Origin of the sequence: Microbacterium luteum, from assembly GCF_015277875.1 — a bacterium.
GTDB lineage: Bacteria > Actinomycetota > Actinomycetes > Actinomycetales > Microbacteriaceae > Microbacterium > Microbacterium luteum.
Window position 1 is genome coordinate 2,397,551 of record NZ_CP063814.1, and the last position, 15,321, is coordinate 2,412,871.

Here is a 15,321-nt window from a genome sequence, read left to right on the forward strand (position 1 = left end):
GCCTCACCCCCGGGTTGAAGCTTCGCGACGCGCCGTCGGCATGTCGCGGCAGATCACGATGCGGCCACGAAGCCGGGCGGTCGGATGCGGCTACGCGGCCGAGCCCTCGGGTGCGGCGAGATCGGGTCTACGCGATGAACCCCGTTGACGCGATGAACACCGTGCCGGTGCCGCGCAGCACCGCGCCTTCGGCGTCGGGGGTGACGAGCACGGCCCGACCGGGCGTGAGGGCGAGGTCGTCTCCCGCGGACTCGACCGTGACCTCGCCGGCCGTCGCGAGCAGGATCGCGGTGTCGGCGACGGGCACCCGCACCGGGGTGTCGGCCGCCACATCCGCCCGGCGCAGCGTGAAGTCGGGCGCGGGGGTCGGATAGCGCCACAGGCCCTCGCCGACCTCTTCCGCCTCGACGCGGGGCGCCGGGCCAGGCGACGGCGTCAGCACCGAGACGAGTTCGCCGACGTCGATGTGCTTCGGGGTGAGACCCCCGCGCAGCACGTTGTCGCTGGCGGCCATGAGTTCGACCCCGAGCCCCGCGACGTAAGCGTGCAGCACGCCGGCGGGCACGTAGAGCCCCTCTCCCGGTGCGAGCGAGACGAGGTTCATGAGCATCGCCACGATCACACCCGGGTCGGACGGGTAGGCGTGCGCCAGGTGCGCAACGAGATCGAGCTCGGCGTCGAAGCCGGCGCCGCGGGGTGCGTCGAGGGCGGCGCGGATCAGCGCGTCGACCTCATCCTGCGCTTCGCCGGAGAGCAGCCACGCGATGACGGCGGAAAGGGACGCCTCCGCATCGGTGTCGTCGAGGCGGGCGGAGAGCACCGCGCCCGCGGGGCCGAGCAGCGCGAGCAGCCGGCGGGTGTCGGTGAGTGCGCGCAGGCCGGCGAGCGCCAGGAACTCGTCGCTGACGGCGACGATCAGCTCGGGCTTGTGGTTGTCGTCGCGGTAGGTGCGGTGGCCCGCGTCGCGCGGGATGCCGGCCTGCTCCTCCCGCGCGAAGCCCGCCTCGGCCTGCTCCTTCGACGGGTGCGCCTGGATCGACAGCGGCGATCCGGCCGCGAGCAGCTTCATCAGGAACGTCAGCTTCGCCGGGGCTCCCGCGGCGCCGGCTTCTTCGGCGAGCCACGCGTCGAGGGTGCGGCCGTCGGCGGTGACCGCCGGGTTGCCGGGGTGGTCGCCGAGCCAGACCTCGGCCTCGGGCCGCCCGGTGGGCTCGCGACCCTCGAGGCGGGCGATGAGATCGGTCGAGCCCCAGGCGTAGTCGCGGGGGGCGTTCGTCAGGGGAACCAGCACGTCTCCAGACTAGGGCGACGCACACCGCGTCTTCACCCGGGATCCCGGTACCCTGAACACCTGATGGCCGTCCACACGAAACACCCGGTGTCGGCGCCGCCGGCCGCCCCCGCCCGCGAGAAGACCGGTCACCTGCTGCTGCGCGCGTGGTGCATCTTCGTGCTGACCCTCGCCATCGGCGGCGTCTCGTGGGCGAACGCGTTCGGCGTGCCCATCGCCTCGACGATCACCGTGCTCGCCGCCCTGGTGTCGGTTGCGCTGTGGTTCACGATCCGCCCGCCGGTGCAGTGGCGGCGCCTCCCCTGGTATGCGCTGGTCTACGTCGCATTCGCGGCGGCGTCGGTGCTGTGGTCGGCGTGGCCCGCGGCGACGGCGATCACGTGGTCGCTCCTGGCTCTCACGACCTTCCAGGCCCTGTTCGTCGGGGGCGTGCTCACCTGGCAGGAGCTCGTCCGCGCGATCTCGTCGGCGCTGCAGTGGGTGCTGTCGGTGTCGCTGCTGTTCGAGCTGTTCGTGTCGGTCGTGCTGCAGCATCCGGTCATGCCGCAGTTCGCGGAGGCGCCGGAGGGGGTCGATCCGATCGTCTACTGGTCGCGCGACAACCTGTTCGACGGCGGGCGCATCCAGGGGGTCTTCGGAAACGCGAACCTGCTCGGGATCGTCGCCGCGCTCGCGATCATCGTGTTCGCCGTGCGCTATGCGTCGCAGAGCCCCAAGCGGCACGGGCAGCTGTTCTGGATCGTGCTCGCGGGCTACCTGCTTCTCCGTGCCGGCTCGGCGACCGCCTACCTCTGCCTCGCCGGCGCAGCATTGGTGCTGGCGACCGTGCTGCTGATGCGCACCGCGAAGCGACCGGGTGAGCGCACCAAGTACTACGTCGCCTACGCGGTGATCGGCCTGAGCGGCGGGCTCACGCTGTGGTTCGGCCGCGACCTGATCTTCTCCGCGCTGGGGCGCGACTCCGACCTGACCGGCCGCGAGATGATCTGGGATGCGGTGCTGACGCGTGCGGGCGAGCGCCCGTGGGCCGGGTGGGGCTACTCCACGCCGTGGGTGCCGTGGGAGGCGCGCATCGACGGGTGGATCATCGATCACGACCAGACGGTGATGCAGGCGCACAGCATGTGGGTGGATGTGTTCTTCCAGCTCGGCGTGATCGGACTCGTGCTCATCGGCCTCGCCTCCTTCGCCTTCGTGTGGCGGTCGTGGTTCTTCGCCGTCGACCGTCCGCGCTGGGATCTGCGGGCCGACCGGCCCTACTCGGCGCTGTCGCTGCTGCCGACCCTCACCGGGGCGGTGCTATTGGTGCAGGGCTTCTCGGAGTCGAATCCGCTCATGCTGTGGGGCTGGATGTTCGTGGTCATGTTCGCGTTCAAGATCAAGCAGTCGCCGCACATCGGCGAGGGGCCGATCGAGCAGCGCCTCGCGATCGAGCGGGGCGAACTGATGAAGCAGGAGCCGTGACACCGGCCGCGCGCACCGCGTGGCTGACCGGCCTGCTGGCCTCGGCGCCGTTCGCGCGCGCCTATACCCTGGCCGCCCTCGGGGCGGTCTTCTCCTCCTTCGCGATCGAGCGCACCGCCGGTCTCGTCTCGTACGTGACGATCATCGTGGGCCTGTGCGTGCTCGGGCTCGGGATGCTGCTGGCGCGGCGCCGTGAGATCTCGCTCCTGCGACTGGTGCCGGTCTCGGTGGTGCTCTTCGTGGCGTGGGCGCTCGCCAGCACGTTCTGGAGTTCGGATTCCTCGGAGACCTGGTGGAACTGGGTGGCGCTCGCCGGCATCGCGTTCCTCGCGATCGTGATCGGCCACGTGCGCGACACGCTGCAGACCGTGCGGGCGCTCGGCGATGTGCTCCGCGTGCTGCTGGGCGCCTCCCTCGTCGTGGAGATCCTCTCCGGCATCCTTCTCGATGTACCCTTCCGGTTCCTCGGCGTGCAGGGCAACATCGCCACCGAGGGGTCGATCCAGGGCATCTTCGGCACGCGCAACCTGCTGGGGTTCGTGGCCGTCATGGCGCTTGTGACGTTCCTCATCGAGTACCGCACGCAGTCGGTGCGGGTCGGCGTGTCGGTCGTGTCGGTGGTGCTCGCGGGGGCGCTGGGGTTCTTCAGCGACTCCCCCACCGTGCTCGTGCTCGCCGTCGGCGTGGGAGCCGCCGTCGCCGCCCTCGCGTGGGTTCGGCACACACGAGCCGAGCGTCGCGGCGCGGTGCAGTGGTTCCTCGGTGGCGTCGTCATCATCGGGCTCGTGATCGGATACGTCGCGCGGCATCCGATCGTCGCGTTCCTCGGCGCGGGCACCGACTTCTCCACCCGCGTGACGCTCTGGAACACGATGGTCGACTACGTGCGGTTCGCCCCCATCGAAGGTCAGGGGTGGTACGGGCCGTGGGATGACACCGAATGGCCCTTCAACGCGCTCAACTACGTGCTGAACGCCGACCACGCGAGCGGCCTCAACGCGTACCTCGACGTGCTGCTGCAATTGGGCTGGGTGGGGCTGCTGATCTTCCTCGCGCTGTGCAGCACAGCGCTGGTGCGCTCGTGGCTCGACGCGAGCGAGCGACGCTCGGTGGTCTACGCCTGGACGCCGCTGATGCTCGTGACGCTGCTCATCGACTCGATGTTCGAATCGTTCACCCTCTCGGGCCTCGGGTGGCTGATGCTCGTGCTGTGCGCGGTGCGCGCCGGCCAGTCCCGGTCGTGGCGCGCCCGCCTCCGCAGCGGTGAGGAATCGCCCGGGCTCGACCCGGAGGGTCTTCCGGATCTCGGGCCCGAACCCGGCCCTTCCAGGGGTCAGGCCGGGTAGTCGGCGTTGTATCGGTCGAGCACCTCGTCGAGGCTCGCATCCAGCTCGAGGCGCCCCTTCTTGAGGTACAGCCCGCGCTCGCAGAAGCGCCGAAGGTCGCGCTCGTTGTGGCTGACGAAGAAGAGCGTCCGTCCTCCGGCCAAGAGTTCGTCGATCCGCGCGTAGCACTTCTCCCGGAACGCCTTATCGCCGACGGCGAGAACCTCGTCGACGAGCAGGATCGGCTCGTCGAGTTCGGAGACCACCGCGAAGGCCAAGCGGACCTTCATCCCGTTCGAGAGGTGCTTGTAGGGCGTGTCGATGAAGTCCTCGAGTTCCGCGAACTCGATGATGCCGTCGAACCGGCGGTTCACCTCAGCGCGCGGCATACCGTGGAGTCCGGCTGTCAGTCGCACGTTCTCGCGAACGGTGAGGTCGCCGACGAAACCACCCGTGATCTCGATGAGGGGCGCCACTCCTCCGTAGACGCTGACAGATCCCTCGTCCGGAAGCAGCACTCCGGCGACGAGCTTCAAGAGCGTGGACTTCCCCTGCCCGTTCCGGCCGACGACTCCGATCGACTCGCCGGGGCGCACATGGAAGGACACATCGCGCAGAGCCCAGAACTCGTTGGGGCGGCTGCGCCGCGAAGCACCACCGAACAGATCCTTCAGGCTCCGGCGACCCCGACGATTCCGGCGGAACCGCACGCCGAGCCCGTCGACGCGGATCGCGGACTGCTCGCTCATCGTCACAGCTCCTTCAACACGGCCGGCTCGAGGCGGCGGAAGACCAGCAGACCTGCGACGAGGAACGCGAGGCACATGATGGCCGAGACGATGAACGCGAGAGGGTCCCACTGGTCGGGGAAGAACGCGACCCGGTACAGCGAGAAGATTCCCGCCAGCGGATTGAACGCCGCGACGGTGGGGAAAACCCCCGGCAGATCGTAGATGCCGTAGATGATCGGCGAGGCGTAGAACAGGGCGCGCAGGATGAGCCGCGTCGTTCGCTCCAGATCCCCCCACAGCATGCACAGGGGAGCGACGAGAAGTCCGAGTCCGACCAGGAGCACAAGCTGCATGATGACGGCGATCGGGAAGAGCAGCACGCCCCACGTGAGGGTCGCGCCGCCGAGGACCGCGAAGAAGACGATCACCGGAAGGGAGAAGAGGAACTCGATCCCCTTGCTGAGGATGATCCGCGTGACCCAGATCGACCGAGGGATGGACGTCGACCGGACCAGCCGCGCGTCCTTCGAGAAAGCCTTGGTGAAGTCGGTGATCGACGCGTTGAACCACACCCACGGCAGGAGCGCCGTGATGAGGAAGACGATGTACGGCTCCGTGCCCACGGGCCGTTCGAACACCTGCGTGAAGACGAACCAGTAGATGAGGCTCATCACGAGGGGATCGAGGATCGACCACAGGTATCCCAACGCGCTCGTCGAGTAGCGGACTCTCAAATCCCGCGCCGACAGCAGCCAGAGGGAATGGAAGTACCGGCGTGCGCTCCCCGGCGCACCGACGGTTCGAGTCATCACAGGCACGATCCTATGGCGCACGCGGACACTCGACTGAGTGCGACCTGCAGGGATCCGTGAGCATGCCCGGGTAGGATCGACGGCGGCTTCGCCGCAGCGTCCAGCCCAGCGCGATCGGAGATATCTTGCCGCAGGTTCTGCAGAACGTCGTCTTCCCCACCGAGCGGGATCCCGACATCCTTCCGCTCTACGCGGACCCGGAGACCTGGGCGACCATCGACGAGGAGCCCGTGCGTGTCACAAGCGTCGCACACCTAGCGAATGTTCTGGATCGACGTCGCGCTCGAATTCCGGCCGGCCGCCGCGTGTCCTTCGCCTCGTACTTCAATGCCTTCCCCGCGTCGTATTGGCAGCACTGGACGAACGTGCGGGAGATCACGCTCACCGTGCGAACGAGCGGCCGTGCGACCGTGCTCGTATACCGCTCCAACGGAGAGGGCATTAAGCAGCGAATCATCACCAACGAGGTCGAAGGGGCGGCAACGACGCACGTCGACCTGACTCTCGACAAGTACGGTGACGGCGGGTGGATCTGGTTCGACATCTTCGCCGACGCCGAGGATGTCGTCTTCGAGGGCGCAGAGTGGACAACGGAGCAGGCGGCGATTCGCGCCGGCAAGGCATCCCTCGGCATCACGACATACAACAAGCCGGATTTCTGCGTCGAAACCCTGACCGCGCTGGCCGACGCCCCCGACGTCCTCGAGTACGTCGACCGCGTGTTCGTCGTCGACCAGGGGACCGAACTCGTCGCCGACAGGCCCGAGTATCCCACTCTCGCGGAGCGCCTGGGCGAGACGCTGCAGATCATCCGCCAGGCGAATCTCGGCGGTTCGGGCGGTTTTGCGCGCGCGATGACTGAGACTCTGGACAGACCCGAGAGCGGATTCGTCCAACTCCTCGACGACGATGTGCGCATCGAGCCGGAATCAGTGCGACGATCGATTGTCTTCGGCCAGTACGCTGCCGTGCCGACGATCGTCGGCGCGCACATGTTCGACCTTCTTGACCGCCCGAAGCTTCATGCCTGGGCCGAAGTCGTCGACGAGAAGCCGTTCATGTGGCGCACGCTCTTCCAGGAGCGTATGCCGCACGACTTCGCTGAGGGCAACATTCGCCAGACGCCGACGCTGCACATGCGCCTGGACTCCGACTACAACGGCTGGTGGATGTGCCTGATCCCGGTCGAGGTGTTGCGTGAGATCGGACTCGCACTGCCGGCCTTCATCAAGTGGGATGACGCCGAGTACTCGCTGCGGGCGCGCGCGGCGGGGATACCCACCGTGTCCGTGCCCGGTGTAGCCCTGTGGCACGTGTCGTGGGTCGGCAAAGACGACTCGATAGATTGGCAGGCCTACTTTCACGCGCGCAACCGCATCGTCGCAGGTCTGCTGCACTCCCGCGTCCCGGAAGGCGGAACGCTGTTGCGCCACAGCCGCCGTTTGGACCTGAAGCACTTGATGATGATGCAGTACTACCCGGTCGCACTTCGACATCGCGCACTGCGGGATGTGCTCTCCGGTCCTGCACACCTGTGGCCGAGTCTCCCGACCGCTATGCCCGCCGCGCGCGCCCTCGCCAAGGACTTCCCGGAGACCGAGGTCCACCGCGACACGGGCGACCCGCTCCGTTCACGTCGAGGGCGCCAGGTCTTCACTCGCGGTCGCCGTCATGAGTTCGACAGCCCGCGCGGCATGCGTCTGCGCTGGTTCACAGCCTCGACGCTCCTTCGGCACTGGCTGCATCGTCCCGCGCCGGAGAACATCGACCAACCGGAAGTCGAGTTCAGCAAGCTCGATGCACACTGGTGGCGCGTGCCGTCCGTGGACAGCGCACTCGTCACGACCGCTGACGGTTCCGGCAAGACCATCTACACCCGTGACCGCGCCAAGTACAGAAGGATGCTCCTCGAGAGCATGCGACTCCATCGACGCCTCAGGCGCGAGTGGGCGCGTCTCGCGGAGGACTACCGATCTGCTCTGCCGTCGTTGACCTCACCGGATGCCTGGCGGGCGGCCTTCGAGGAGAAGAAGTGACCATGGCCGCACCGCATGGGCTCGGCAATCCCATCTCAGATTTCGACCCTTCGACCGCGACGATCGCGCTGGTGACGTTCAACCGCTCACGACTTCTCTCCCGCTTACTCGAGAGCATCGCGAGGATGGAACCGAAGCCCGGCCATGTCGTGGTCGTGGACAACGCCTCCACCGACGACACCAGTCAGGTCGTGGAATCGTTCCAGGGGCGTCTCGGAACGGAGCTCGTGTATCGACGCCTTGACACCAACACCGGCGGCTCTGGCGGCTTCAGCGAGGGGGTTCGAGTCGCATACGAACTGGGATCGACCTGGATATGGCTCATGGACGACGACGTCGAGGTCATTCCGGATGGGCTCGCGCGTATGGGGCACTGGACACCGCGCTTCAAGAGCATCCAGGGCCGTCGTTACGACTATGACGGCAGCGAGTTCTATTGGCAGTATCGAATCGCGGAGCGAATGGGCATCCCGATCCCGTTCGCGCCCGCGGGCTTCGATGACTCGGGTTTCAAGGAAATGAACTCGGGATGCTTCGAGGGCATGTTCATCCACCGCGATGTCGTCCGACAGATCGGCCTGCCGGACCCACGCTTCTTCATCTACTGGGATGATCAGCTCTACGGCTGGCTTGCGTCACGGGTCACCACGTCCGTGATCGTGGACGAATTCGTTCTGCGTCGCACGCGCGAGATCAAGCAGTGGGACATGGGCGTGCGGCATATGAACGCATCAAGTGACGCATACCGGTACTACATCATGCGGAACCGGGCGATCATCAAGAAGTACTACCGCGCCGAAGGCGTGTATAACCCGGTCCTGTTCGGGGTGGGCACGGCGCTCACCTTCGGCAAGGAACTGATTCGACTCCTCTTTGTCGAGCGTACGATTCGCGGCACGAGCAACCTCTGGCGAGGACTGCGCGACGGACGATCGATCACACGCGACCGTTCCTTCGAGACCATGCCGTCGTTGATCTGAGTGCAGGTGCGTTCTAGCTGACCGCGCGGAAGAGGCCGAGCATCATCGATCGCGCCAGTGGCAATTCCGCTGCGAATAAGTCTCCCTGAGAGCGAGAAAGCCGCCAACGAGCGTTTGCGATCACCTCACGATAAATGTCTACCAAAGGGCCGGCAATAAGCTCGAGGTTCTCCTGCGAGTATCTCAACGCCGCGGCGCTCGAGTATTCGTCCGGAAATCCTGCCGCCCGGGCCATCGCAAGCGCTAACTGGGATGGGCCCTGCGGAATGCGCTCGGGATCGCCGAATTGCGCATACGGCGACGTCTCGGGCCCGCTGAGTGGGCCGCCAAGGTCACGCTGACGATTGACCGCGTCATTGAGTGTCCATGAGTGCCGGGGGGTGTCGTAGTCGAAGACCGCCGCAGGAGGAGAGAGCAGTGCGGTGAGCGAGAGAATGCCCTCGCCGCATTCGCCATAGAATCGGCCGTCCGGGCCGAGAGAGTGGCCCAGCTGCGCGAAGGCGACATTCTGAAGGGGCGATATGCCCGTCATGTGAAGGCCGATGTGTTCCGCACCCGAGTGCAGGCCGTTCCTGTACCCGAAGTAATACAGTTCGCTCGCGTTGCGCGCGCCCGCGTCCACCCCAAGCCCCGCTGCGGACACCTTGAGTTGAGCATCCAAAGCGTCTCTCACTGGGCCCGTGTGGGTTGCGGCGTCTCGGATAGCATCTAAGGAGCGCCAGCCCCACGCACCCTTGTGCGCCCCCGCGCCTAGTCCGAAGAGTTCGAAGTCATGAGCCGCCCGCCGACGCGGGCCAAGCGGGCCGAAACCATCGTAGACGCCAGCAAGTCCGGCTGCCCACAGCCTAAAGCCATCGGCAGGGCGCAACATAGGCCAGGCGGTCGCTTCATCAATATCGGTCGGAACCAATCCGAACTCGAAAGCGAGCCGACGGGCTACCGCGTTGTCTCGCTCAGTGGCCTCACCACACCTGGTCCGACTGATGTACGCTGCTTCACCTATCCCGGACGCTGCGTGCACCGCCGCGAAGACTGCCCGCGAGTCGAGGCCGCCAGAGAGGTGGATTACCGATCGCCAACTTCCGAAGTCCGCCAGCGAAGCAGCCGTGCGCGTCATCGAGATCGCCGTTGCTCTCAGGACTTCTCGGTCCGCACCCACCGATGACTCACCGGCCGAAAGCATACTTGCCGCGCTCCGTGTCACCTCCTGAACGGCGAGCCTGTCGACACAAAGCTCGATTCTGACCCAAGGCGGCACAAACGACACCTCTCGAACCATCGTCCGGGGTGAGATTTGCTGGCCCGCGATCTGACTGGGAGCTGCCCGGGCGGCAAGGACCTCCTCGTCGGGCGTTACTGACGCGCTAAGAACACGCCGGAGACTTGTCAGCAACAAGAGCGAGTCGGATACAGCTACGACTCCCTTCGCGCTCGTATGCATGAGTCGCGCGTTCCCGAAGTAGTCGCGGTCGATACGAACCCGGTCACGTGACCATCTGCATGCGACAAACTCGCCGACGCCGTCCTCGATGCGTTCACGAGTCGATGACGGTGCATCGCGCCAGCCCTTGATACCGAAAACGATCCGCCCGTGCGCGTGGTCGATGAGGTGTCCGCGAAAGTACTCATTGTCCACGACCGAATCAGACATCCCGCGCCCGACTAGAACGAGCGACCGCCGCGCACGCAAGCGAATGATCTGAACCTCGGACGACGTCGATCGAGTCTGCAACCAGCGCCGTACCCGGCGCTCCTGTGTGGGCGCTACTAGGACGGCAAGGTAGTTCGACACAGTATTGGAGCGTACTGTTAGTTCGTCACGCGGGTGGTCGTTCTCCCCGGGCCTGTCCGCACGGGCCAGGGCAGAAGGAACAAAGTCACAAGAGCGGCGGAAGCCGCCAAGCCGACGCCCATCACTGAGATAGGCAGCGTCAGAGCCACACCGTGTGATGTCGCGATCGAGGCGAGGGCAGCGGCCCTGTCAGCGCCCCAAGAGCGCTTGAGGACCCAACCAAGGGCTGACGCCGTGGCGACAACCGCGAACGCACAGAATATCGAGGCGAGGATCCGTCGGATAGCAGCCCTCAACCGTTTCGTGACGATGACGGCAAGGCTTGCAAATGTTGCACAGAAAGCAGCTATTCCTGCATACACGTACCTGCCCTGGATACCCCTGTCAGGGGACCCGAGGTCCCAATAGATTCCGTGCGCATTTACGAAGATGACTGCGACTATCAACACCGGAAACGTCCACAGGAGCGCCAGAACGCGCCGTTCGGAACCGACGATCACCGCGACAAGGACAAGGCCGACGAGTACTAGCCCCGCGACGTCCACGATGTGAGTCGGGAGTGCGATGTCGTCACGCGCGCCACGCCCCCAAAGGGTCCGGTTGAAGCGCACAATGGCGCCGATGATGAAATCGCCAAGATCATATCCTTCATGTGCGATTGCTGACCGCTCGCGGTCGCCGAGAGTGCTCGGCTGTATGCGACCAAGGAGCAGCAGATTACGAAGCCACCACCAGCCGCCGACGGCGAACGCAATCACGAGGGGGAGCAAGAAGACCCAGATGCGTGTGGGCCAAGATCGCCAGCGCCAAGCCACCATTGCAGCGAACACCGCGACGACCGGTACAAGCAGAAGCGCGAGTCCTTTCGTGAGCAGCGCCAGGCCGAGCGCGACGCCGGCCAGAGCCAACGACGTCCGCGCCTTCTTTTCTCGATAGAGCGCCCGTACCGCGAAGCAGATGGCCGCCGAGCACGTAAGGACAAGCATCGGGTCGTTGTTGATGAAACCGCCGACGTTCGTGAAGAACGGCATCAGCAAGACGCTGGTGCCTCCTATAACGCCGGCTCGCGGTGAGCCACTCACGTGTCGGCCGACAGAAACCAGAAATGGAATGGCACCAGCGAGCATGGCTGCTGAGGATATCCGCATCATCAGCTGTGCCGCATCCCATTGGGTCTCGTGATCGCCAATCATGCTCGCAGCTGCCGCGACGACTCCGTAGTAGAGGGGCGGGTGCTGAACCATCTGGTCCTTACCTAGATTCTCCCAGTTCCCGCCCGCGAAGATCGTCGACCGCGCGGTGGGCAGCGGCGGGCTCTCATCGCGCTGTCCCCGATAACCCCAACCCGCCTCGGTGACCGCCGTGACGGTCCAGCTCTCCATCTGCGCCTCGTACGGGAGAGGCCAGCCACCCCCTGACATGATGCGGGTGACGGAGTTGTAGTGCGCACGCTCGTCAGGGCCCGTGAACGGAGCCGACACCAGCGCCCACGACATGCACGCCAGGAACACCACCGCAGCGAGCAGCCCCGTAGCCCAGCGGTAGGCCGCCACCCCCGACGTCGAACGGACGCGACCGGCGTGCGCGGCCTCCGCCGCGGAGCTCATCGATCGGTGCTCACGAGTCGCGCGATGAGGTCTGCCTGTTCGATGGAGCGAGCACGCACACCGGGCAGGTGCTCATCGAGCTTCGCTTTGACCTCTTCGCGCGCCCCTTCGAGGGCGGCGAAGCGCTCGGCGAGATGCGAGGGGGTCAGCGTGTCATGGCCGAAGGCCCACTCCTCCAGATCGAACATTTCGAGCACCTCGCGGTACTTGTGGCTCCACCCGATCACGAGCGTCGGCACCGCCATCGCCAGCGAGGAGACCATCGCGTGGAAGCGGCTGGCAACGAAGAACGAGCAACGCCCGATCAGATAGCGCAGCTGCTGCGAGCTGAGCTCTCGATCGACGAAGAGGAGATCGTCGCCCAGCGTGAGCCGCGCGTGGATCTCACGGCACAGCGGCAGGTCGTTGTTGTGGGTCTTGTCCGTCCCGGTGCGCACGCTGTGGGGCAGGAGGAGCACGCGCTTGCCCTGTGCGCGCACGTGCCCGATGAAGTCGACAATCTGCCCGACGTAGTCTCCGCCGCACTCGTCGACCTTCTTCTGCAGCACCACGCTCGGGCACACGCCCACCACGTCTTCGTCGAAGAAGGACAGATCGAGATGACGTGACACCTGCTGGCATTCGGTGCCATCGAGCGCGAGCGAGAAGGCGTAGTCCGCGCCTGCGACGAGGTTGGTCAGTCTCAGTCCCTCGGCGTACTCGTGCGTGATGCGTCCGCGCGTGACGATCGTGGCCGCCTTGGGCAGAAAGGTGCGTGACGCCCAGCGGTTGATCGGGTTCTGGAAGGGGCCGACCGCCTGGGCGCACTTGAAGACGGGTGTGCGGGTGTTTAGGGCCGGCAGAATCGATGCGACGTTGTACAGCAAGAACTTCTCGCGCCCGTCGGTGAAGGTGATGCCGCCCTGATCGAGCAGCACCGACGACTCTGCGAGAGCGCGGATCACACGCGAATGGCGACGCAGCGTCCCGCGCAGGAACGGCAGAACGCTGTACATAAGCGCGAGCGTGTTGATCGTCACGCCGAGCTGTCGCGGATTCGCTGGCAGGATCTCGAGGTTCGGATACGGGTTCTGCGCGGCGTCTTCGCGCGGATACATGCTCAGCAGCGTGAACCGGGGGTCGTCGAGTCGCTCGCCGAGCGACTGGATCGCCGCTTCGAGCATAGCCGAGGCCCCCTTGTTGCCCGACAGGGCTGAGCCAATGATGGTGATCCGCGGACCGGTCATGGTCGGTACTCCTTGGGGATGGTGCGGCGGATGCCGATGTAGATGAGGGCGACGAGGCCGTCGCCGACGGTGCTGAGGAGTCGCGCGAGGAGGCTGATGACGATCGCCTCCGCGACGGGGATGTACTGGCTCAGGACGAGGACGATGACCGCCTCGCGTACCCCGAGACCGCTGGGCACGAAGAACGCGAGGATCCCGATCGCGCCCGCGAGCACGTAGGCGGCCGCGAAGGGCAGCCACTGCGCGGGCGGGACCGTGCTGACGGTCGCGGCGATCATCACGAAGCCGATGCCGTTGAGCGCACGCGGCCCGAGGAACCCGACGATGTACGCGAGCGTGCGCCCGGTGGACAGGAAGTACTCCTTCGGCACCTCACGCTTGAGCGCGCGCCGGGCGGGGATGCTCACGAGGCGGTGGAAAATCGGCGGGTACAGCACTGCCGCGAGCGGCACAAGCACCAGGACCGGCACGACCAGCAGCGTCGCGTTCTCACCGAAGATCTCGGGTCCCAGGCTCAGCAGCAGGATCAAGGCGCTGGGGACGATCGAGGCGAACTGCAGGAACACATTCTCGTACACGAACGTGATGAGCACGAGCGAACGACTGACGCCCTTCTTACCCGCCCAGACGACCTTGTTCACCACAGACCCAACCTGGCCGGGAATGTACTTGAGCAGCCACGAGGCGCACTGCACCGCGATCGCCTCGGCCACGCTCACGCGCCCGTCGAGGTCGGTGTCGAGCACGCGCACTATGTGCCCCCACAGCAGGCCCGTCAGCGGGACGGCGAGGGCGAATACCACCGTCGCTACGATCCACCAGGGGCTGAAGGCGAGCTGCTCGGCGGCGATCGCATCCCAGTTGTCCCACAGCGCGACGGCGAAGAAGTACCCGACGACGCCGACGACGAGGACCGTCAGCGCCCAGCGGAGCGCGCGACGTCGCCAGCGCGGAGCGGATTCCTCGGTCATGCGTCAGTTGAAGCGGCGGAAGGTGTCCAGCTCCTTCTTCTGCGAGTAGGGCACCATCCCCTCCGGGTGCGCATAGCCCACCGCGATCAGCATGACGACGCGGTCGGTCATGGACAGTCCGAGCGTCTTCTGCATCTTGCGCTCGAGAGGCTCGAAGTCAGGCCAGTTGATGACCGAGGAGCTCAGCCCCAGGGTCTCCAGGGCCAGCATGAACTGCATCGCTGCGAGGGAGCTGTCGACGTAGATGGCGTGACGATCGCGGGGGCTGAAATACGACTCGAGTTTGCCGACGACGACGATGATGGCCGGGATGTTGTGTCCATAGCCGGCGGCCCCGAACGGTATCGACGACACCCGGCGAACGGATTCGGGGTCGTCGAAGACACGGAACTCGTACGGCAGCCGGTTGCACGCCGTTGGCGCCTGCCGTCCGACCAGGAGCGCCCGGTCGATCTCCTCCCGCGGCACGGGGCGCTGGTCGAACCAGCGCACGCTGCGTCGCTGGGAGACCAGGCGCTCGAGGTCGTCGTACGACAGGTTCGAGAGCTGCTCCTTCGGATGCGGCACCTTGCCCGTGAACTCCCCCGCGTAGCCGGCGGCCACGAACCGCGCACGTGCGGCGTCGACGGTGGCGTCCTCGCCCGTAACCGAGCGGAAGTACTCGGTGAGCACGTCATGCGCCCAGTCCATCTCGCTCTGTTCCATGGTCCCAGGGGCCGCGGCGAACTGCGCGACGGCCTCCTCGTAGAACTCGATGGTCTCGGTGATGTAGTCGCGTGCGAAGACATCCCGACGGGGGCGCATGATGAGGCCCTTCTCGAGACGGTGCACGTTGCGGCGCAGCTCGACATGCGAGAGGCGGTCACGATGCTTGTTGCGGTAGTAGTCGCGGCGACCGCGCAGCACGGCGGACTGCTCGCGGTTGAACGTGATCGCGCTGACGAAGAACCACAGGTGGGTCAGGATGCGGCTCGAGCCGAACGTCTCGAGCACCACACGGTTGACGAACTCGTAGACCCGGCGGATCCAGGTGATCGCGAGCAGATCCTTGGCGATGCGCTTGAGCGTGTTGAGCACGCAGACTCC

General features: G+C 66.0%; 12 protein-coding genes. 4 read left to right on the forward strand and 8 right to left on the reverse strand.

The features are described from left to right. Positions 1 to 127: 127 nt before the first annotated feature. Entirely contained in the window at positions 128 to 1,291 is a 1,164-nt protein-coding gene (gene manA / locus IM777_RS11895; protein WP_194383505.1) for a mannose-6-phosphate isomerase, class I, read from the reverse strand. Between the two features lie 63 nt (positions 1,292 to 1,354). On the opposite strand from manA, the gene IM777_RS11900 reads away from it, so the two are divergent. Together IM777_RS11900 and IM777_RS11905 are read left to right on the forward strand one after the other, a co-directional pair. Continuing rightward, positions 1,355 to 2,755, forward strand: coding sequence for an O-antigen ligase family protein (locus IM777_RS11900; RefSeq protein WP_194383506.1), 1,401 nt, complete (start codon positions 1,355 to 1,357; stop codon positions 2,753 to 2,755). Further along, entirely contained in the window at positions 2,752 to 4,101 is a 1,350-nt protein-coding gene (locus tag IM777_RS11905) for an O-antigen ligase family protein (RefSeq protein ID WP_194383507.1), read from the forward strand. The genes IM777_RS11900 and IM777_RS11905 overlap by 4 nt, the downstream gene beginning before the upstream one ends. On the opposite strand, the gene IM777_RS11910 is transcribed toward IM777_RS11905, so the two are convergent. Both IM777_RS11910 and IM777_RS11915 read right to left on the reverse strand, forming a co-directional pair. After that, the gene (locus IM777_RS11910) at positions 4,089 to 4,829 is read right to left on the reverse strand and encodes an ABC transporter ATP-binding protein (RefSeq protein ID WP_194383508.1); all 741 of its coding nucleotides are present in this window, start codon (positions 4,827 to 4,829) and stop codon (positions 4,089 to 4,091) included. The genes IM777_RS11905 and IM777_RS11910 overlap by 13 nt on opposite strands. A gap of 2 nt (positions 4,830 to 4,831) precedes the next feature. Continuing rightward, positions 4,832 to 5,620: an ABC transporter permease gene (locus IM777_RS11915; RefSeq protein ID WP_194385546.1), complete on the reverse strand. Its 789-nt coding sequence runs from the start codon at positions 5,618 to 5,620 to the stop codon at positions 4,832 to 4,834. A 128-nt stretch (positions 5,621 to 5,748) separates the two neighbouring features. On the opposite strand from IM777_RS11915, the gene IM777_RS11920 reads away from it, so the two are divergent. After that, on the forward strand, positions 5,749 to 7,659 hold the full coding sequence (locus tag IM777_RS11920) for a glycosyltransferase (protein WP_194383509.1): 1,911 nt from the start codon (positions 5,749 to 5,751) through the stop codon (positions 7,657 to 7,659). A gap of 2 nt (positions 7,660 to 7,661) precedes the next feature. Further along, the gene (locus IM777_RS11925; RefSeq protein ID WP_194385547.1) at positions 7,662 to 8,639 is read left to right on the forward strand and encodes a glycosyltransferase; all 978 of its coding nucleotides are present in this window, start codon (positions 7,662 to 7,664) and stop codon (positions 8,637 to 8,639) included. 13 nt (positions 8,640 to 8,652) lie between these two features. Here IM777_RS11925 and IM777_RS11930 read toward each other — a convergent pair whose 3' ends face one another. The 5 genes from IM777_RS11930 to IM777_RS11950 form a co-directional block, all read right to left on the reverse strand. Then, complete coding sequence (locus IM777_RS11930) at positions 8,653 to 10,275, reverse strand: hypothetical protein (RefSeq protein ID WP_194383510.1); 1,623 nt, start codon at positions 10,273 to 10,275, stop codon at positions 8,653 to 8,655. 173 nt (positions 10,276 to 10,448) lie between these two features. Further along, entirely contained in the window at positions 10,449 to 12,038 is a 1,590-nt protein-coding gene (locus IM777_RS11935; protein ID WP_194383511.1) for a DUF2142 domain-containing protein, read from the reverse strand. Further along, complete coding sequence (locus IM777_RS11940) at positions 12,035 to 13,264, reverse strand: polysaccharide pyruvyl transferase family protein (protein WP_194383512.1); 1,230 nt, start codon at positions 13,262 to 13,264, stop codon at positions 12,035 to 12,037. Before IM777_RS11940 ends, IM777_RS11935 begins: the two co-directional genes overlap by 4 nt. After that, positions 13,261 to 14,235 carry a lysylphosphatidylglycerol synthase domain-containing protein gene (locus IM777_RS11945; protein ID WP_194383513.1) on the reverse strand — a complete coding sequence of 325 codons (975 nt, stop codon included), beginning with the start codon at positions 14,233 to 14,235 and terminating at the stop codon, positions 13,261 to 13,263. Before IM777_RS11945 ends, IM777_RS11940 begins: the two co-directional genes overlap by 4 nt. Positions 14,236 to 14,238: 3 nt before the next feature. Beyond that, the gene (locus tag IM777_RS11950) at positions 14,239 to 15,312 is read right to left on the reverse strand and encodes a nitroreductase family protein (RefSeq protein ID WP_194383514.1); all 1,074 of its coding nucleotides are present in this window, start codon (positions 15,310 to 15,312) and stop codon (positions 14,239 to 14,241) included. Positions 15,313 to 15,321 lie beyond the last annotated feature (9 nt).